The sequence below is a fragment of the Singulisphaera acidiphila DSM 18658 genome (genome assembly GCF_000242455.2).
GTDB classification, from domain to species: domain Bacteria; phylum Planctomycetota; class Planctomycetia; order Isosphaerales; family Isosphaeraceae; genus Singulisphaera; species Singulisphaera acidiphila.
This window is the reverse complement of record NC_019892.1, coordinates 7,024,424-7,042,802: the sequence shown is the minus strand read 5'-3', so window position 1 is coordinate 7,042,802 and position 18,379 is coordinate 7,024,424. Positions and strand designations below refer to the sequence as shown.

The 18,379-nt window shown below is 61.1% G+C and carries 17 protein-coding genes; 10 read left to right on the top strand and 7 right to left on the bottom strand.

The genetic code is table 11. The features are described from left to right. Positions 1-144: 144 nt before the first annotated feature. Positions 145-1,188, bottom strand: a complete 1,044-nt coding sequence (locus SINAC_RS27615) for an acetamidase/formamidase family protein (RefSeq protein WP_015248858.1) — start codon at positions 1,186-1,188, stop codon at positions 145-147. 537 nt (positions 1,189-1,725) lie between these two features. On the opposite strand from SINAC_RS27615, the gene SINAC_RS27610 reads away from it, so the two are divergent. Next, complete coding sequence (locus SINAC_RS27610) at positions 1,726-2,421, top strand: 3-keto-disaccharide hydrolase (RefSeq protein ID WP_237722763.1); 696 nt, start codon at positions 1,726-1,728, stop codon at positions 2,419-2,421. A 78-nt stretch (positions 2,422-2,499) separates the two neighbouring features. Here SINAC_RS27610 and SINAC_RS27605 read toward each other — a convergent pair whose 3' ends face one another. The 3 genes from SINAC_RS27605 to SINAC_RS27595 all read right to left on the bottom strand — a co-directional run bounded on the left by SINAC_RS27605 (position 2,500) and on the right by SINAC_RS27595 (position 5,277). After that, positions 2,500-3,843 carry a sulfatase family protein gene (locus SINAC_RS27605; protein ID WP_015248856.1) on the bottom strand — a complete coding sequence of 448 codons (1,344 nt, stop codon included), beginning with the start codon at positions 3,841-3,843 and terminating at the stop codon, positions 2,500-2,502. Positions 3,844-3,973: 130 nt separating this feature from the next. After that, entirely contained in the window at positions 3,974-4,732 is a 759-nt protein-coding gene (locus SINAC_RS27600; RefSeq protein ID WP_015248855.1) for an SDR family NAD(P)-dependent oxidoreductase, read from the bottom strand. Further along, positions 4,729-5,277 carry a cob(I)yrinic acid a,c-diamide adenosyltransferase gene (locus SINAC_RS27595; protein ID WP_015248854.1) on the bottom strand — a complete coding sequence of 183 codons (549 nt, stop codon included), beginning with the start codon at positions 5,275-5,277 and terminating at the stop codon, positions 4,729-4,731. The genes SINAC_RS27600 and SINAC_RS27595 overlap by 4 nt, the downstream gene beginning before the upstream one ends. A 145-nt stretch (positions 5,278-5,422) precedes the next feature. On the opposite strand from SINAC_RS27595, the gene SINAC_RS27590 reads away from it, so the two are divergent. The 5 genes from SINAC_RS27590 to SINAC_RS27570 are packed head-to-tail and all read left to right on the top strand — an operon-like array spanning position 5,423 to position 9,919. After that, positions 5,423-6,457, top strand: coding sequence for a TolB-like translocation protein (locus tag SINAC_RS27590; protein WP_015248853.1), 1,035 nt, complete (start codon positions 5,423-5,425; stop codon positions 6,455-6,457). Positions 6,458-6,499: 42 nt separating this feature from the next. Beyond that, on the top strand, positions 6,500-6,991 hold the full coding sequence (locus SINAC_RS27585) for a DinB family protein (RefSeq protein WP_015248852.1): 492 nt from the start codon (positions 6,500-6,502) through the stop codon (positions 6,989-6,991). A 16-nt stretch (positions 6,992-7,007) separates the two neighbouring features. Continuing rightward, entirely contained in the window at positions 7,008-8,087 is a 1,080-nt protein-coding gene (gene cobT, locus SINAC_RS27580; protein ID WP_015248851.1) for a nicotinate-nucleotide--dimethylbenzimidazole phosphoribosyltransferase, read from the top strand. Positions 8,088-8,133: 46 nt separating this feature from the next. Then, positions 8,134-9,060 carry an alpha/beta hydrolase gene (locus SINAC_RS27575; protein ID WP_015248850.1) on the top strand — a complete coding sequence of 309 codons (927 nt, stop codon included), beginning with the start codon at positions 8,134-8,136 and terminating at the stop codon, positions 9,058-9,060. A gap of 22 nt (positions 9,061-9,082) precedes the next feature. Further along, positions 9,083-9,919 (top strand): TrmH family RNA methyltransferase, encoded by an 837-nt coding sequence (locus SINAC_RS27570; RefSeq protein WP_015248849.1) that lies wholly within the window; start codon positions 9,083-9,085, stop codon positions 9,917-9,919. Between the two features lie 29 nt (positions 9,920-9,948). Here the strand turns inward: SINAC_RS27570 and SINAC_RS27565 are convergent, their stop codons facing one another. Both SINAC_RS27565 and SINAC_RS27560 read right to left on the bottom strand, forming a co-directional pair. Further along, on the bottom strand, positions 9,949-10,500 hold the full coding sequence (locus SINAC_RS27565; protein ID WP_020466891.1) for an LOG family protein: 552 nt from the start codon (positions 10,498-10,500) through the stop codon (positions 9,949-9,951). A gap of 49 nt (positions 10,501-10,549) precedes the next feature. Further along, the gene (locus SINAC_RS27560; protein ID WP_015248847.1) at positions 10,550-11,374 is read right to left on the bottom strand and encodes a hypothetical protein; all 825 of its coding nucleotides are present in this window, start codon (positions 11,372-11,374) and stop codon (positions 10,550-10,552) included. A gap of 275 nt (positions 11,375-11,649) precedes the next feature. Between SINAC_RS27560 and SINAC_RS27555 the strand changes: the two genes are divergently transcribed. Then, entirely contained in the window at positions 11,650-12,645 is a 996-nt protein-coding gene (locus tag SINAC_RS27555) for an NADPH:quinone reductase (protein WP_015248846.1), read from the top strand. A gap of 163 nt (positions 12,646-12,808) precedes the next feature. On the opposite strand, the gene SINAC_RS27550 is transcribed toward SINAC_RS27555, so the two are convergent. Then, on the bottom strand, positions 12,809-13,561 hold the full coding sequence (locus SINAC_RS27550; RefSeq protein ID WP_015248845.1) for an HAD family hydrolase: 753 nt from the start codon (positions 13,559-13,561) through the stop codon (positions 12,809-12,811). Positions 13,562-13,660: 99 nt separating this feature from the next. Here SINAC_RS27550 and SINAC_RS27545 point away from each other — a divergent pair, with 99 nt between their 5' ends. The 3 genes from SINAC_RS27545 (at position 13,661) to SINAC_RS27535 (ending at position 18,342) form a co-directional block, all read left to right on the top strand. Further along, entirely contained in the window at positions 13,661-14,611 is a 951-nt protein-coding gene (locus SINAC_RS27545; protein WP_015248844.1) for a sugar phosphate isomerase family, read from the top strand. Positions 14,612-14,868: 257 nt separating this feature from the next. Then, a complete protein-coding gene (locus SINAC_RS38230) occupies positions 14,869-17,055 on the top strand; it encodes a Calx-beta domain-containing protein (protein WP_015248843.1) in 2,187 nt (728 codons plus the stop codon). Positions 17,056-17,160: 105 nt separating this feature from the next. Beyond that, positions 17,161-18,342, top strand: coding sequence for a M20 metallopeptidase family protein (locus SINAC_RS27535; RefSeq protein WP_015248842.1), 1,182 nt, complete (start codon positions 17,161-17,163; stop codon positions 18,340-18,342). Positions 18,343-18,379: the final 37 nt, after the last annotated feature.

Genomic DNA, 18,379 nt, shown 5'->3' with positions numbered 1-18,379 from the left:
ACCAACCTCGACGGCCATTGAAACAGATGGGTGAAGCCTGGGAAAGGAGGCGGCTCGCAGGTTCCCCCCAAATTTCGATGAGGCAGGCGAGACGGACGTGCGGCCAGCGAACGCCCGTCGCTCCTCTTTCCCCTCCCTTGTGGGTTAGGGCTTGGCGGTGTTCTCCTTCACCGGATCGACCGCCGTCTCCTTCAACGCGGGCAAGCGTTTCTTGGGGATGCAGAGCGCCATGGAACCGGCGACGGTGACCACCTCGTACTTCCCTTGGTAACCGATCAGAAGATGGGCGGCCCAGTCTTCCAACTGATAGTCTCGAACGAGCCAATCGACCATATCGCTGGTGGCCATTTTGAGGCCGTTGTCGAGTGCGCTGGCGAACTCGGCCTGCGAGCCGATGCTGATGATCTCGTCCGCGGTCTCGACGCGAGGGCCGGCGAGCTTGGCCCCTTTCTTGAGTTGGACGACGAACTCCAGGTCCATGGTCGTTTCGATTCCGGTTCCGGTCGATTCCCCGTCCCCCTGCAAGGCGTGGCCGTCTCCGACAAATAAGAGGCCCCCCGGGTGGTTGACCGGCAAGTAAACGGTGGCCCCCTCGCCGATCTTGTTGTAATCGAGGTTCCCCCCATACGAACCGGACGGTCCTGATGTGGGTGCGAAGTCTCCGGCCGCAGCGACGCCGATACACCCGAGCATCGGCTGCGCGGGAAACTCCATCGACAGCTTCTTGCTGACCGGTTCTCGGAGCCGAACCGTCTTGCGTTTGAGGTCCAGATCCCAGGGGACCAGATTCGATCGCCCCTTGCGAACCAGGTCGAGCTTGTAGGCGGACGAGTAAACGTGCTCGACGTGCTCCGGAGTCAGTGAGAACAGGCCAAGCCGGAAACCGGACCAGCCCCAATCCCGATTCATGGCCAGCTTGGTGATCGTCACGGCCAAGGCATCACCCGGCTCGGCCCCTTCCACGAAGAACGGACCGTTGAGTGGGTTGTAGGGCTCGTGGCGTTGTACCCCCTTTTCATCCTGGCCGCCCGAGTCGAGTGTCCGGGTCGAAACGGCCTCGCCCGGCTTGATCCGGCTGAGCACGGGGTGCGCGTGGGAAAAGGTTCGATAGTAGGTCTTGGGGATGATCGGCGCGGTCTGCGCGGGCAATGCCGGCGAAAGCAGGGTCGCGAGCGCGAGGCTGAGCATCAATTCAACTCCATGGTGAGGCGTGGCGTGCCGAGTACACGTGATCGTGGGCACGATGCTAGCGAAGTCACCTCGTCTCATCCATGGAGAAAGTGGAGACGGTCATGCCGTGGGGCTGGCTGAACAGGCTGCCATCTCGCCTCGTCGCGTCCCCAAGCAGAATGCCCCGAAATTCCTCAATCGTCATGTCCCACATTGTCTCTAGCAAATTTCAAAGATTTTCATGTTTATTTTTCAATAATTCTATGACAATTGAGAATCCGGCAATCTCTATTTACAAGTCGATGACAAAGTCCATTCTCGATTCATCGTCTTTGCCTCGAGACAGCCTGCTGAGCCTGAGCGTATCGCATGGCTTGGCTGGTCTTGGCCCCGCCGCGCCAGAACGCCTTTTTGTTTGACGGGGGGCCGGCAACAGGGCGTTGCAATCGTCGCGATTGCTCTTACGATCAAAGGGTGAGATTTACTCTCCCGTAACTCGAGATTTATCCAATGCGAACGTCGTGGCGAACCCGTCTGCAGAGTTTGGCCGTGTTCATGCTCCTTGCGACAGCCTCCAACATCGCCTTGGCCGTCGATTCCGAATGGATCGAACTGACTGGCGAGCAGGATTTCGCCTCGTGGAAGAGGCCGGTGGGCGAGTGGTTTGTCGCGGGCAACGCGATCTTGGATCCCTCGAATCCCAAGCGGCTCAAGGGAGAAGCCGGCTCCGGGGTCATCATCAACGGAGCGACCGGTAAAACCAATAACCTGGTCACCAAAGCCGAGTACGGCGACGTCGAGGTCCACCTTGAGTTTCTTGTGCCCAAGGGGTCGAACTCGGGGATCAAACTCGAGGGAGTTTATGAGGTTCAAATCTACGATAGCTGGGGAGTGAAAACTCCCAAAGGGAGCGACAGTGGGGGAATCTATCCGCGTTCCGAACTCGAGCCCAAGTACCATCATATTGACGAAGGTTATGCCCCCCGAGTCAATGCCTCCCTCCCCCCTGGTGAGTGGCAGACGCTTGACCTGATTTTCCATGCCCCTCGGTTTGATGGCGAAGGGAAGAAAGTGGCGAACGCTCGATTCGTCAAGGTCACCCTCAACGGGAAGGTGGTCCACGACGACCTGGAGGTGCCCACTCCCACGGGTAATAATTGGAAGAACAAGGAAAAGGCCAAGGGGCCGATCCTCCTTCAGGCCGATCATGGCCCGGTCGCCCTCCGCAATATCCGCGTTCGCGCCCTTTAGTTCCTCTCCTGTTGAACCGCGAGCCGAAGAGAGACCGCAAGGCAACAGGTCCCTCTTCGGCTCACGTTTGCTCCTTCCTCAAGGAAGCGAGCGTCTCCAGGCCAGAGCTCGCTCCTTGAGCGTTTTCGAGACTTCAGAGTGTTGGGCGGCGAGGTTCGTCGTTTCTTTCGGGTCAGCCTCGAGGTCGTAAAGTTCTTCACCGGTTCCGTCGGCATTGACGAGGAGCTTCCAGTTCGCGTCCCGGACGGCGACGTTGGGGCTACGATCTCCCTTGCGTTTTGGATAGGCGAAGGACTTTTCGTTCCGGCCGTACTCCCAGAAGAGAGGATTCTTCCTGGTGGGCTGCGGTTCGCCGCGAAGCGCCTGCGATCGGTCTTCACCGTCGAAGGTCACTTCCAAGGGCAAGGGAGCATTGGCCAGGCGGCAGAAGGTTGGGAACAGATCCACCGCCGAGATCAGGGTTGTTTCGTCAACGCGACCGGCAGGGACCACGCCCGGCCATCGAGCGATGAAGGGTAAGCGGATCCCTCCTTCGTAGAGACTCATTTTACTTCCACGAAGCCCCATGGTGCGGCCACTGTTGAACGTCGGCAGCGGCCCATTGTCGCTGACGAAGATGACAAGCGTCTTCTCATCAAGGTTGAGCGATTTCAAACCGTTGAGCAAGCGGCCCACCTGCCTGTCGTTCTCGACCATCACCTCACGAAGGTTGCCGACGCTGTCTTCCTGGTTCGCCGTCGCCGAGGGAATCCAAGGAGTATGCGGGTCGTCGAGCCAGAGGTTGATCAAACAGGGCTTGCCCTGATTCCGCTCCAAGAAGTCCAGCGTTTTGTCGACAAAGAAAGCGGTGCGATCCCACCGCTTGACCTTGTCCTTGGGCGACCAGATCCAGTTCGAGGCCGTGATATCGGGGTGAGGTTCGGGGCTTTCCCAGGTCCCCGCGTGCTCGTCGTACCCATAGGCAGCGAATTTAGGCGGGGCAGCCACGTCTCGACCGCCTCCCAGATGCCACTTGCCAAAATGGGCCGTGGCATACCCTGCTCTTTTGAGCTCGCGCGGTAACGAGGGGGCCTTGGGATCGAGAAAATCCGCTTGCTCACAGGCGCGGTTGCCGGCCTTGGTTTGCAAGTAACTGGTGATCTTCCACCGCGCGGGAAAGTTCCCCGTGATGACCCCGCATCGCGATGGCGAACAGATCGGGGAGGCGGAATAGTACTGGGTGAACCGCGTCCCCTCCTTTGCCATCCGATCAATGTTCGGCGTGGGGACGATCTTGCCGCCATAACAGCCGAGATCACCTGGCCCAAGGTCATCCGCATAGATAAAGACGATGTTCGGCGGGCTGGCTGCGGCCGACGGAGCGGTGTCGATTTCAGCCAAGCAGGATGCCGCCAGCGCGGCCAGACAGAGCAGTGGGTTCACGAGTCAACTCCCGAGCAAAGTCGCATCATCCGAGTGGGATCGAGTCTCGACAGAATCCTTCCATTTCTCAATAGCTCCTGAAGGCGAGCGAATCGGCCCAAGCCGGCGGAAGACTATGGAGATGGGCAAGTTAGCAAGGATCGACACCCAGGAACCGACCGCCGTCGACCCGGTAGGCCCCCCCTGTAGCGAAGTTCGTCCCTTCCAGAAGGTAGAGGATGAGCCGATTCAGGTCCCCTGGAGTTCCCACTCGCTTTAAAGGAGTCAAGGCGACAACGGCGTCACGATCGGCCTCGGAGAAGTCGGGCGGCGGGTCGATCATCGCAGGCTGAACCAGGTTCACGAGAATATGAGGAGCGAGTTCCTTGGCCAGGGCAAGCGTCATCGTCATCAGCCCCCCCTTTGCAACGAGATAGGGCAGGTAGTGCTGATAGGGCCGGTCGGTGGACCAGTCGCCGACGCTGACGATCCGTCCCTTGATCCCCTCGTCTCCCGCCTGAGTGAGCATCTGCTTGGCCGCGAAGACCGACGTATGGTAAGGCGCTGCCAGATTCGCGGCGATCATCGCGTCAAAGTCGTCGGGCGTGACACTCGCGAACGGGGTCCGGCGGTAGACGCTCGCCATATTCACCAACACGTCGAGTCGACCAAACCGGTCCACAACCTCGCGGACGACGCGCTCGGCTTCGACGGCGCGGGAGAGGTCGGCCCCCACCGCGAGTCCGTTCGCTCCGCCCAACTCAATCTCCCTGACCGTCGCTTCGATCGTCTCGCGACTGGTGTGATAGGTCATGGCCACTGCGGCCCCTCGGTCAGCCAGCATCCGGGCGAGCTCGCTGCCGACGCGACGGCCTCCCGTGATCAGCGCAACTTTGCCGGTCAAACTCATGCCCCCCTCCAGACGATCTCGTCGATGCCCGCGCGACGATTGACGACCCGGGCCAGGACAAACAGCAGGTCGCTGAGGCGATTGAGATAGATGATCAGGGCCGAGGGAACATCTTCGCCGGGGTGGCGTGCGAGTGCGATCACACGACGCTCCGCGCGTCGGCAGATCGTCCGGGCCAGATGGATCTGAGCGGCCGTGGCGGCACCTCCCGGTAAGATGAACTGGGTTAAAGGGGCCACTTCCGTCTCGAGAGCATCAATGAGTTGCTCGAGAGCGGTCGTATGGTCAGCTTTGATGATCGAGTGGTAGGGCCCCGTGGGATTGGGGTCGGCAAGTGCCGAGCCAAGGAGGAACAGGTCATTTTGGAGCCGGCCGACGAGCGAGTCGGCCGCCTCATCCAGTCCCAGGGCTCTTGCGACGCCAAGTGCGGCGTTGAGCTCGTCGACTGTCCCGTAGGCTTCGATCCGGAGGTCATCCTTGAAGAGACGGCCGCTTCCCAAGATTCCGGTGCGCCCGTCGTCGCCTGTTTTCGTATAAATCTTCACCGACGCACCTTTCGGCTCCAGGTTAACGGAGGCATTGGCGATCCTTTGTCCACGACTTATACTAGGCGAGTCGTGTCGCATCGGGAAGCCGGCGCGGGCTTGAACGCGTCCGCTCCCCATTCGTTCTTGACGGAGCTCATCCCTGATGTTCCTCCTTCTGACGTTGACCGCGCTCCTGGGTGCCGAGCCTGCCCCATCACCAGCGGAGGTTGCCGCTCAAGAGGCCAAGCACCTCAAGAACATCCGCCAGCTCACCTCCGGCTTCTCGAAAGCGGGTGAAGGCTACTTCCGGCCCGATGGCAAAGCCATCATTTTCCAGGCCGCCAAGCCCGGCGAAGACGACTACCAGATCTACACGCTCGACCTCGAGCCCGGAGCCAAGCCCTTGATGGTCAGCACGGGCAAAGGCAAGTGCACATGCAGCTATTATCATCCGGACGGCCAGTCGATCCTGTTCGCATCCACGCACCTCGACCCCGCGCTCACCGAGACCGAAAAGGCGGAAACGAAGGGGGGCAAGAAGCCAGCCTACAGCCGGAGCGAGCGTTATCGCTGGGACTTTGATCCGGCCATGGACATCTTCCGGGCCAATCTCGACGGGTCGAATCTGGTCCGCCTGACCGATACCCCCGGATACGATGCCGAGGGGAGCTACTCGGCCGACGGTAAACAGATCATCTTCACCTCGTTCCGAGACGCCGGTGATGCCGAGATCTATGTGATGGACGCCGACGGCAAGAATCCCCGGCGAATCACGAACAAGGAAGGGTACGACGGCGGCCCCTTCTTTTCACCCGACGGTAAGAAGATCGTCTATCGCAGCGACCGTAAGAAGAACGACCTCCTCCAGCTCTTTCTCAACACGCCTGCCGGTGATGAAGAGCGGGCCTTGACCAATAATGACGCGGTCAACTGGGGCCCCTACTTCTTCAAGGACAGCCGCCACCTCGTTTATTCGACCAGCCTGCACGGCCATCAGAACTACGAAATCTACTGGATGGACAGCCAGACTGGTGGCCAGCAACGACTGACCTACCGCGACGGCTTTGACGGCTTACCCGTCTTCAGCAACGACGGCCGCAAGATAATGTGGACCTCCAAGGGGCGCACCGCGGACAACACCAGCCAGCTCTTTATCGCCGACTTCGTCGAACCGTCGGCCTCGTTGCCCGCAAAGTAAGACTTCACCGCCCCTTTTTTTTGAACCGAGGAATTTCGATTCATGAATGCGAAGGATGTCATCAACCATACGTTCGGTCATAGTGACCGAGTTCTCAAGTACTACATCAACGACCTGGAAGACGCAGAGCTTCAACTCGTTCCTCTCGATGGGATGAACTGCATCGCCTGGCAGCTCGGCCATCTCATTTCTTCGGAGCGTGGGATGGTCGAAGGGATCAAGCCCGGTTCATGCCCTCCCCTTCCCGCTGGTTTCGATGAGAATCATGGGAAAAACAAGGGGCAGACGGACAACTCGGCGAACTACCTTTCGAAGAATGAATACATTGCCTTGATCGACGCCCAACGCGAGGCGACGAAGGCAGTCCTCGAGAGCCTGAGTGAGTCCGATCTCGATGCCCCCGCGCCTGAAAGGATGCAACGGCTGTGTCCCACGGTCGGCTCCGTGATGCTCCTGGTGGGCAATCACGCCTTGATGCACGTTGGTCAGTTCGTCGCTGTCCGCCGCAAGTTGAACAAACCGGTCGTGATCTAACGAAAGCTTGATTACTGTGGGATCTGTCCCTGTTGAAATCCTTCAGGCGGTCGATGCGATCGGCCAGCCTGACCTCGACTGGGCTGCCCGCGCGGCGTCACGACAATCATGTCTGACAATGCCGCCGGGTAGCCTCGGCCGACTCCTTGAGTTGGGCCGGCAACTCGCCTCACTTCAGCGCACGGACAGGCCGGTCGGCGAGCCCTCGCTGGTCGCAGTCTTCGCCGCCGACCATGGCGTGGCTGCCAGTGGCGTGAGCGCCTATCCCTCCGAAGTCACGGGCCAGATGGTCGCCAACTACCTCCACGGAGGGGCGGCCGTCAACGTCCTGGCACGTAGGGCCGGGGCGGCGATACGAGTCGTCAATCTGGGTGTCGCTTCGCTTCCTAAAGATCTGGTGGGCCACGACCAACTGGAAGCTCACCCAATCGCCTCGGGAACCAGGAACTTCTTGCTCGAACCCGCGATGACACGCGAGCAGGCGTTTCAATCGGTGCGGGTTGGGCTCCAACTCGCTGAGCAATGGACGGGGCACGATGGGTATCGAGTCGTTGCGCTAGGGGAAATGGGGATCGGCAACACGACCTCCTCTTCGGCGCTCCTGGCTGCCTTGACCAAATCGCCCGTCGATCGCGTCGTCGGTCGGGGCACCGGCCTGGACGACGAGGGATACTTGAGAAAATGCCGAGTGATTGATGAGGCTCTCGCGATCCACGGTCCGAAGTTTGTCGATGTTTGGGATTTGCTGTCCCGCCTCGGAGGATTCGAGATCCTAGGGTTGGCCGGCCTCGCCCTCGGCGCGGCCCGAAACCGCGCCTTGGTCGTGCTCGACGGACTGATCAGTACCGTGGCCGGTCTGATCGCCGTCCGGCTCTGCCCTTCGATCAAAGGCTTTCTCGTCGCCTCCCACGTCGGCCCGGAACCAGGGCATCGCATTGCCCTGGCGGAGATCGGGATCACACCGCTCCTGGACCTTGGCCTTCGCCTGGGCGAAGGGACAGGCGCCGTGCTCGCACTGCCGCTGATCGCTTCGGCTGCCGATCTCCTCCGCGAGATGGCGACCTTTGATTCCGCCGGGATCTCTGGCCCCTCTTGATCGACTCCACAAAATTCAAACGATCACTCTCGGGGAGTACGGCCTGATGCCTCTCGACCCACAGGCCAAAGAATTCCTCGAGAGCTTGCGCAAGTCGCGAATGCCAAGCCTGGAACGATTGCCGCTCCCGCTGGCGCGGGCCGCGTTCGCGACGACGATCCCGTTGGCCGGGCCTCGTGAGGAAGTCGCCAGCGTTGAGGACCGGCCGATTCCAGGCAATCTCACGGTCCGAATTTACACGCCCGCCGACAAGAGAAGCGGCCCCAGGCCCGCGCTCGTTTACTTTCATGGTGGTGGGTGGGTTGTCGGCAGCCTGGACACGGTCGACGCCCCGTGTCGTCAACTGGCCAACGCAGCCGCCTGCACGGTAATCTCGGTTGCCTACCGCCTTGCGCCGGAACACAAGTTTCCAATCCCCGTTGAAGACTGCTTCCTGGCCACACGATACGTTGCCGAGCATGCTGCCGACTTCCAGATCGATCCGGCCAAGATCGCCGTGGGCGGCGACAGCGCGGGGGGGAATCTCGCCGCCGCGGTGACCATGCTCGCGCGCGATCGCGGCGGCCCTTCTCTTGCCTTCCAACTCCTCATCTATCCGGCGACGGACGCGGCTCTCGACACCCCGTCGCACCGAGAGTTCGCCAAAGGTTTCATGTTGACTCGCTCCGAAATTCAATGGTTCATGCGCCAATATCTCGTTCGTCCCGAAGAGGGAGAACACCCTCTGGTCTCGATTCTCAGGGCCAAGAGCGTGCGCGGACTCCCGCCCGCCTGCGTGATCACGGCGGAGTTCGACCCACTTCGTGACGAAGGCGAAGCGTACGCCGCTCGCTTGCGGGCCGCTTCGGTCCCGGTTGAGTCCAGACGATTCGACGGAATGATCCACGGCTTCTTCCAGATGGCCGGAATCATGGATCAAGGTAAGACCGCGATTCAATACGCCGCCGCGGCCTTGAAGGCCGCCTGGGCTTGATCTCTCTAAGGAAGTTTCCGGAATGCCCCAGGTTTTGATCGACAACCTCGACGATCCTCGGATCGCGAAGTACCGCCACCTTAAACGCACGAACCAGACACGCGACGACGATCAATTCGTCGTCGAGGGGGAGAAACTTCTCGAACGGTTGGTCGAGAGTGTTTTCCCGCTGGCGTCCGTCCTGGCGACCGAGCGGCACGCGCCTCGGGTCGAGGCCATCATCCCCTCCGACATTCCCTTCTACGTCGTCTCTCCCGACTTGATCAGTGTCATTGTCGGCTTCAACTTCCACCGTGGGGTGCTCGCCTGCGGCTATCGACGCCCCTGGCCCGACCTGGCGGATCTCGTGGGACGGGCGGAGCGCTCGACGATCGTCGTCTGTCCGGAGTTGAACAACCCTGAGAATCTGGGGACCATCGTTCGGATCGGCGACGTATTCGGCGTCGATGCAGTGCTTGTCGGCGGCTCCTGTCCGGACCCCCTCTCGCGCCGGGTGCTCCGCGTGTCGATGGGCACCTCGCTCCGCCTGCCCGTGATCGTTCGGGAGGATCTGGATACCGAGTTGAATCGGCTCCGTTCGGATTGGGGATTCGAGTTGATGGCCACCGTGGTCGACCCACGCGCCGAGCCGTTCGAATCGGTGCCACGCCCGGAACGGCTTGCGCTCTTCATGGGGAGCGAGAGCGAAGGCCTCGACCCCCACTGGATTCACCAGTGCCAGCGACAAGTCACCATCCCAATGCGCCAGGATGCCGAATCGCTGAATGTGGCCGTGGCGGCTGGGATTTTTCTCTATCACTTCTCCCTGACCAAAGGAGGAGTGTCCCTCACAGGTGGAACGCCCAAGCCTCAGCGCTGAGGGACCCAATCCAAGGCACGACAACCGAATTAGCTCTCATCAGGCTTGATCCACTGGCGCTCCCTTGGTGGCATCGTATGATCGAGGAGCTTGGCGACAAGCGCCTCAGGATCATCGGAGACGACCATGAGCTCTCGATGCGCGGGCCGGACGAAACCCTGAGCGATCGCGCTGTCCAGAAAGGTGAGGAGCGGGTCGAAGTAGCCTTCGACGTTGAGAATTCCGATCGGCTTTCGATGCAGTCCAAGGACGGCCCAGGTGATGATCTCGAAGAATTCTTCCAGGGTTCCCACTCCCCCGGGCAGGGTGAGGAAACCGGCCGCGCGCTCGGCCATCTTGGCTTTACGCTCGTGCATCCCGGGCACGACGATCAGTTCGGTGACGCCCCGGTGAGCCACTTCCTTGGTTGCGAGCGGGTCGGGGATCACTCCCACCACTTGCCCGCCTCCGGCCAAGGTCGCGTCGGCCACCACACCCATCAAGCCCACCCGCCCGCCTCCGTAGACCAGGCCCATCCGCTGGGTCGCGATGGCGGAGCCGACGCGCTGGGCCGCGTCGGCGTAGGCGGGGTGAGAGCCCATGGATGAGCCACAGAAGACGCAAAGGTAAGGACGATCAGGTCGCTCAGACTCAACTTCTCGCTTTAACAAGTTTTTCCTCGCTGGTGGCATTCAAGACCATACTGAAATAAATCGCCAGGAAGGCCGCCGTGTAAACGACCCCGACCGCAGCACCTGCCAGGAGCGGAGCCCGGCTCTGGGTTGCCGCAGGGTCGCCAATGGCGGCAAGCTCGCCCTCGGCCGTTGGAGGAGTGGCAACCTGGACGCGGTTCACCATCAACATGCCCACGGCCAGGCCTCCTGCGGCGGCGCCGCAGAGACAGACCATTAAGTACATGAGAAAGAAAATCGAAAACGGATTGACCCGCTTGACTCGTTCCGAAGGCAGACCGAGCAGAGCGTTCATCTTCGAGACTTCATAGATCAGGCCGATCCGGGTTCGCACCAGAATCAAGCCCATGAAGACGCCGATGACGGCGAGTGTGCCGAAAGTAACTGGGAGACACCAGTATTGGAGCGTCTTCAGCGGAATGATCGGGACAACGTCGGGCCGCGCGTTCAAGAGTGCGGTCGATGCGGCGAATGAGAGCGATGCGACGGCCAGGAAGATCCCGACGGATCGATTTCGGTCGGTAATCAGTTGATGGATGGTTCGCGAGATGTGGAGGAAGCGGACTTCGGGCGAGAGAGGTTGGTGTGGCGCAGGTTTCCAACCTGCGGCGACCTCTTCCCCTTCCATCTCGATCTCGGCAAGCCGCCTGTCGACTCCTTCCTCTCCTCCGACGTCAAGTTGGATCCCCTCGGTGTGGTCGTGGATCTTTCGTTCCATTGATGACGGCGGATCGGCCGGGGGATTGTTGGTTGCAGCCATCGGTACGGTGGAGGGATCGCTCATCGGCAACGGCTCCTCTTATCGAACAAGACGGCGGCACGGGGTTCCACCCGTCAGACACCGGCCGCTATCATGAAGTTCGTCGCCAAGCTCTGCAAGGGTTCCATCGCCGAACGATCCGCGTGAATGTGCCTTCGCCGAACTCCCAGCCGGTTGCTCCATCGACCGAGTGGGTTCCTCCGGCGCAGGACCGATCCTCAACGGCAACGCTCCGTGAGCGATTCGATTCGCAACGCCGATCGAGGCCCAAGCCTTCTTCTCCCAGGAGTCTTTTTACGATGCGCGCCGCCTTCATCGAGAAGACCGGTTCAACCGACGAGATCAAGGTGGGCGATTTGCCCAAGCCCAAACCGGGGCCTGGCCAGGTGCTCATCAAGGTCGGAGCTTCGGCGCTCAATCCGATCAACCTCTACATCCGGTCCGGCCTGATCGCGATGCCCCTCTCTTTCCCCTACACCCTCGGTAGCGACTTCGCCGGGACCGTGGAGCATGCGGATCCCGGCTCGAAGCGATTTCGGGTCGGTGACCGGGTCTGGGGATCGAACCAAGGCATGTTCGGACGGCAAGGGGTCACGTCTGAATACGCTGTGATCGACGAAGAGTGGTGCTACCCCACACCCGCGAACATCTCCGATCAAGAGGCCGCAGCCCTTGCCCTGGTTGGGTTGACCGCACACCTTGGCCTGTTCCGGACCGGACGACTCCAATCGGGTGAGACAGTCTATGTTCCAGGCGGAAGTGGCGGCGTAGGATCGATGGTCGTCCAGATGGCCAAAACCGCCGGCGCACGCGTGGTCACCTCGGCGGGCAGCCCCGAGAAACTCGAACTCTGTCGGTCGCTGGGTGCGGATCTCGCTCTCAACTACAAGACCGACGACATCCCCGCGCAACTTCGTGAGTTCGCCTCCGACGGCATCGACGTCTGGTACGAGACCCAGCGTGAACCGAACCTCGAAGTTGCCATCCCCCTGCTCCGCAAACGTGGGCGGATGATCTTGATGGCAGGTCGAGCCGCCATGCCGGTGTTACCGCTCGGCTCGTTCTATCCCCGCGATTGCTCGTTGCTCGGCTTCGCCATGTTCAACGCCACGGCCGAAGAACAGCAACGCTGCGCGGAGGACATCAACCGTTGGACCCAGGCCGGCCAGCTGAAAGCGCTGATCGGACGGGTTTTCCCCCTGGCCGAAGCAGCCCAAGCCGAGCAGTTCCTCGAACAGAACACCTTGGAAAAAGCCGGAACCCTGTCCGGAAAAGTGGTGATCGCGATTTCATAATCGAAATTCCCATCTTGATGGAACCTCGATTTTATCAGGAAACGCAGACGTTAGAATTCTAGCGCTTTTGCATCTCCGCTCGCCTGGGACGTTTTCGCTCGCCCCAAAGGCGAGCGGGGAGTGATCAGCTCCCCGCTCGCCTCAGAAGAAATCGTTTCTGCTTTTAGCTCCTGAGGTTCGCGACCGTCTCTGAGTCGATCTCCCCGAGGTGATCGACGACCAGGGAAGGTCGGGGCCCTCGATAACGTCCGGCCGATTGGGCGGTACTCCTCTCGAGAGAATCTCGAAAGGCCAAGGCATCCGGATCATTGGGGCGCCACGCCTTGTTTTTCCGTTCCGCCCAACGGGCCCAAACCGTTGCCATTCCGAGCGTCGCAGCCGGTTCGATGTCGTTATCGAGCCGGTCTCCGATCATGACGCCTTCGCTTGGATCAATGCCTGCGTCTCCGAGGGCTCGAAGATAGAGCGCGGGGTTGGGTTTGAAGAGGCCAACTTCCTCGCTCAAGGTCACGACCTTGAACCGACCGAGCAGGTGTAGATCATCCAGCAGCGTCCGACACTCCGGTCCTTGATTCGCGATGAGACCGAGTTGGAATCGGCTCGCAAGTCGGTCGACCAGCTCGCGCGCCCCGGTGATCACGGGGGACAACTCGTGATATCGCCCTCGGATCTCGCGTTCGGCCACGTTCCAGGCCTCAGCGCAGGCGGCCTCATCCATCAGGGCCGAGACCACTTCGTAGAGCGGCCAGCGCAACCCTTCGATTGACCGCTCCTCGCGGGCCGCCATGAACTCGAGGAAAGTCAGGTCGGGCTGAACGCGCTGAACGGCCTCCCAGTGGAGACGCGTGCAACGGTATGCGATTGGATCTTCGTCGAGTAGGATATTGCCGACATCGAGAAACGCCCAGCGAATCATGCTCTCTCCCCTGGGACGCCTCTGCCCTGCCAGTGACGGTTCTCACTCCATCGGATCTGCCGCAATTCGGCACGCTCTAAACGAGGACGCAGCACTCCTATGAACCTCTTGACGACCTTCGCCGGTTCCATGATGGAAGGGTTCCTGCCCAAGGGCTGGGATCTCGCCAAGATCGACGCTTGCTGTTCCCATCCTCCCGAAGCCATCGGCGAGCGCCAACCCTGGTGGCATCCGGATTTCCAACCGATCCCTTGCACGTCCCTGGCCGATTTCGACGTCATGCTCGGTCACGAGATCGCTCGCGCCATCCAGCGGACCGGTCAGGAAGGGCGCAAGGCTGCGTTGATCCTGCCAGTCGGCCCCATGGGAATGTATCGTTGGGCAGTCTACTTCCTCAAGGAGTGGAACGTCTCCTGCGACCATGTTTATGGGTTTAACATGGACGAGTGGAGCGACCGGCATGGGGCCACCCTCCCCTCGACCGACCCGGGCGCGTTCCAGAACGCGATGCAGACGGCGTTCTACGGACCGCTCGGTGCCAAAACCGTGCCCGAATCTCAGCGCTGGTTTGCAACGCCCGATCGGCTCCCCCACTACGCGGCCCGAATCGCCGAACTGAAGGCGGAGGGGGCCGAGCTCATCGTCATTTTCGGCATCGGCCGCGTCTGTCATATCGCGTTCTGGGAACCGCATTTCGCCGCGGAATATGCGAACGTCGACGAATGGAAGGCGCAAACCCATCGGATTGGTGCACTCCTTCACCCATTGACAATTGAACAGAACGCCCTGACCAGTTTCAAGAGTCGGACGACACTCGTCCCCGCGTTCGCCAACACGATCGGCCCCGGCCTGTTTCTGCAAGCGGACCGAATCATCGGAGGGGCTGACGGCATCTTCGATCGAGGGATGCAGTGGCAAGGGCTAAGCCTCTGGATGACCTTGCGGTACGGGCCCACTCCTTGGATCCCCAGCTCCTTCATGCCAACGCTTCCGGGCCGGCTCTACTTCCTCGATCAACTCGCAGGTCCGTTGGAGCCTGCGATGAACTGAGCAGGGAGTCAGTCGCCCCCCTCATTTGTGTCGTAGAGTATTCATAGTCCCTCACCCGTGACACCAACGGGTGAGGGGGCAACTCCACGTTGTTGCCATGAGGGTTTCCTCGCGCCTTTTGTTGTTTCGTGTCCTTATGCATTTCGACCGCGTCTCGTGCCTGGCTGCACAACGTTCTTCGGACCTGTCGACACGGCAACCTAATTTGGCGACGGCTTCTTGACTTACATCGACCATTGTTTTCGCTGGGGTAAGCCATGCGAGCCTGTTTTCGACGCCTGCGGACCCTCGGGAAGTCAGCACTCCGTTCGTCCGACTTCCGGAAGCGTTCGCGGCTCGTTCCCACATTGGGGGAGCTCGAGGAACGAACCCTGCTCAGCCTCACCATCAAAATCGATTATACTTATGATTCCTCGAATTTTTTCGACACGCCGGCCAAACGGAACGTGATGGAAGCGGCGGCGAACAGTATCGGTAGCGTCTTGAACGACAACCTGCTGGCAATCCAGGCCTCGGGCTCGAACAGTTGGATGGCCCATTTCCCCAACCCGAGCAACGGCCAGCTCTCGACGATCAACAACCTGGTCGTTCCGACGAATACGATCGTGATTTTCGTCGGTGGGCGGGCGTTGCCGGCGGAGTCGGAGGCTGCGGAAGGAAGTAGCGGCGGATTCAGTGCCCAGGGGAGCCAGACCTGGTTGGAACTCGTTTCCGCGCGTGGCCAAGCGGGTGCCCTCGCGGCCAACCCCACCGATTTCGGCCCCTGGGGCGGCTCGATCTCGTTCGATAACTCGGGCGCGACGAACTGGTTCTACGGCCAGGATACGAACGGGCTGAACGGAAGTCAGACCGATTTCCGCACGGTCGCCGAGCACGAAATCGGCCACGTCCTGGGTGTTGGCACCAGTCCCTCCTGGTCCACCTTTGTCTCAGCCGGCACATTCGTCGGTCCCGCCTCGATGGCGGTTGGGGGAGGCCAACCCGTCCCGCTCGACCCGCATTCCCAGCACTGGGCCCCGGGAACGAAGTCGGACGGGGTAGACGCCCTGATGGACCCGACCGTTCAGAACGGTCTGAGACGGACCTTCACCAGCCTCGATTATGCAGGCTTGAAGGACATTGGCTGGAACGTTCAACCTCCGATTCTGTCCGTCTTCCAGTTCGGCGCACCGAGCTATACCGTCTCCAAGACAAGTGGCAGCCTTCTCGTGACCGTGCAGCGAAGCGGCGGCAGCGGGGCGGCTTCAGTCGCTTATGCGACCAGCAACGGGACGGCGACTGCGGGAGTCAACTACACCAGCGTCAGTGGCACCTTGAATTTTGCGCCTGGCCAGACGGTTCAATCGTTCGTCATCCCGATCCTCAACGACCAGATTCCCGATGGCAACAAGACGGTCAACCTGGTTCTGGGAACGCCGAGCGCGACGGCGACCCTCGGCTTCCCGAGTACGGCGGTCGTCACCATCATCGCTCCCGGGAACCATCCCATTGGGGACTACGACGGCGTCGGGTTCACCCAGGTTGGGATCTTCCGCCCTTCGAACGCGATGTGGACAATCCTGAATAACACGGGAGGACGCGGCAGTGCCTATGGCGCATCCAACCTGTTCGATATCCCCGTCCCAGGTGACTACGACGGGATCGGCCGAACCGAGCAGGCGGTCTTCCGCCCATCGACGGGCCAATGGATCATCCTCAATCCGATCAACCAGACCCAGCGGGTGATCTATTTCGGGGGGCTCAACCTATTCGATATTCCCGTGCCTGGTGACTACGACGGGATCGGCCGAACTCAACCCGCCGTCTTTCGCCCAAGCACCGGCCAGTGGATCATCTTCAACCCGATCACCAACACCCAGCGGGTCGCCTACTACGGCGCAGCGGATTTGTTCGATATTCCCGTGCCTGGTGACTACGACGGGATCGGCCGCACCCAACTCGCCGTGTTTCGGCCAAGTACCGCGACCTGGGCGATCTACAACCCCCTGACCAACACTCAGCGTTTTGTAAGCTACGGCGCAGCGAATCTGTTCGATATCCCCGTACCGGGGGACTACGACGGGGTTGGCCGGACCGAAATGGCCGTCTTCCGGCCGAGCAACGGTCAATGGGTGATCCTCAACCCAATCGACCAGTCACAGAGGCTGGTCTACTTCGGGGCGACGAACTACTTCGACATTCCGCTCCAGGCCCCGATCGCCAGCCTGAAAAAACTCGGCAAGCTCGGTGGGAACAGCCTGACGGCACTCTCAACCACATCCCACCAACAGACCAGCGTGTCCGCCTCAGCGTTCACCGCCCCTTCAATCGGAGAGGCACCGAGCGTTCCGGCAGAGCTCATTACCGGCGACGATCAGGCAACGAGTTCGCTACCCCGTCGAAAGCCCTCTGGGCAGTCGGCCACCAGATTGGCCTGGCTCGATCCTCTCGAGGGGGCCCGTTGATTCCTGGCGGCCAGTCTGCAAGTGGCGGGGCCTGGGGAGCAATGGCTATGATGGAATCAGAATAACCGGTTGCGAGCACGGCGATCGCGGGGAGTCCTGATCGGGATGATCGACTGGCGAGAGGCTATCGACGACCACATCGACGCGATCGCAGGGAGCCTGCTGGGAATCCGCCGTCACCTTCACGCTCATCCGGAGCCGAGCCGAGAAGAGTTCGAGACGACCCGATACCTGGGCGATCAGCTTCGCACGGCGGGGTTGCCCTCCAAAATCCTGCTCGAGGGCCGAGGGATCATCGCCGGCAGTTCGCTGTCGGCGGAGGGCCAAGCCGTAGCGATCCGGGCGGATATGGACGCGCTCCGGATCCAGGATCGGAAAGAGGTGGCTTACCGCTCGGAGCGAGCCGGCCTGATGCACGCCTGTGGCCACGACGCTCATTCCACCATGGTCTTGGGGGCCTCATTCGCCCTTCACCATTGCGAAAAGGTGCTGCCCTGGCCTGTGCCCTGGAGGGCGATCTTTCAGCCAGCCGAGGAAGTGGGCGAAGGGGCATTGGAAATGGTCTCGGCCGGAGCCATTGAAGGCGTTCGGTCGATTGTCGCGCTTCATGTGGCGCCGGACCTTCAGGTTGGACGGGTCGCCCTCCGTCGGGGGGTCATGACGGCCTTCTGCCAGGAGTTCGACGTCACGGTTCGCGGCGTCGGCGGCCATGCCGCCCGGCCGCACTTGACGCACGACTCGATTGCCGCCTCGGCTCAACTCGTAAGTGCGGTCTACCAGTTAATGCCAAGGTCGATCGACTCCCGCGACCCCGTGGTCGTTTCCTTTGGAGCGATTGCGGGTGGCACCAACTCGAACGTGATCCCCGACCGAGTTCACCTCCGGGGGACAATCCGAACTCTCGGCCGCGCTTCGGCCGCCAAGGTTCGCGAGCGGTTAGCCCAGATTGCGAGGGGAGTAGCCGAGGCGACCCTCTGTTTCCTCGATCTCTCGTTCGGGATCGAAACCGATGCGGTCGTCAACGACGCCCACATCGCTGACCTCTGCAGTCAGGCGGCGGAAGAGGTGGTCGGAATCGACCAGGTCGAAGATATCCCCTTGCCCAGCATGGGGGCCGAGGACTTCTCGGGATATCTCACCCGGATACCAGGCTGTCTCCTCCGCCTCGGGGTGGCCAACGGCGATCGCTGGCCCCCCCTCCACTCCCCTGACTTCGATATCGACGAGCGCGCCCTCGTTCTGGGTGCCAAGCTCTTGGCGCGAAGTGCAGTTCTCCTTGCCCGCTGAGGAGGAGGAATCTGCTCTGACCTTGGATTCCCCCGGA

Bases quoted from the DNA above. Each gene is read 5' to 3' on its own strand.
- SINAC_RS27615 (WP_015248858.1), bottom strand. From the start codon at position 1,188: ATGCTCAGCCTCGCGCTCGCGACCCTGCTTTCGCCGGCATTGCCCGCG.
- SINAC_RS27565 (WP_020466891.1), bottom strand. From the start codon at position 10,500: ATGGGCTCTCACCCCGCCTACGCCGACGCGGCCCAGCGCGTCGGCTCC.
- SINAC_RS27550 (WP_015248845.1), bottom strand. From the start codon at position 13,561: ATGATTCGCTGGGCGTTTCTCGATGTCGGCAATATCCTACTCGACGAA.
- SINAC_RS27535 (WP_015248842.1), top strand. From the start codon at position 17,161: ATGATCGACTGGCGAGAGGCTATCGACGACCACATCGACGCGATCGCA.
- SINAC_RS38230 (WP_015248843.1), top strand. From the start codon at position 14,869: ATGCGAGCCTGTTTTCGACGCCTGCGGACCCTCGGGAAGTCAGCACTC.
- SINAC_RS27570 (WP_015248849.1), top strand. From the start codon at position 9,083: ATGCCCCAGGTTTTGATCGACAACCTCGACGATCCTCGGATCGCGAAG.
- SINAC_RS27585 (WP_015248852.1), top strand. From the start codon at position 6,500: ATGAATGCGAAGGATGTCATCAACCATACGTTCGGTCATAGTGACCGA.
- SINAC_RS27555 (WP_015248846.1), top strand. From the start codon at position 11,650: ATGCGCGCCGCCTTCATCGAGAAGACCGGTTCAACCGACGAGATCAAG.
- SINAC_RS27575 (WP_015248850.1), top strand. From the start codon at position 8,134: ATGCCTCTCGACCCACAGGCCAAAGAATTCCTCGAGAGCTTGCGCAAG.
- SINAC_RS27590 (WP_015248853.1), top strand. From the start codon at position 5,423: ATGTTCCTCCTTCTGACGTTGACCGCGCTCCTGGGTGCCGAGCCTGCC.
- SINAC_RS27610 (WP_237722763.1), top strand. From the start codon at position 1,726: ATGCTCCTTGCGACAGCCTCCAACATCGCCTTGGCCGTCGATTCCGAA.
- SINAC_RS27600 (WP_015248855.1), bottom strand. From the start codon at position 4,732: ATGAGTTTGACCGGCAAAGTTGCGCTGATCACGGGAGGCCGTCGCGTC.
- SINAC_RS27560 (WP_015248847.1), bottom strand. From the start codon at position 11,374: ATGAGCGATCCCTCCACCGTACCGATGGCTGCAACCAACAATCCCCCG.
- SINAC_RS27545 (WP_015248844.1), top strand. From the start codon at position 13,661: ATGAACCTCTTGACGACCTTCGCCGGTTCCATGATGGAAGGGTTCCTG.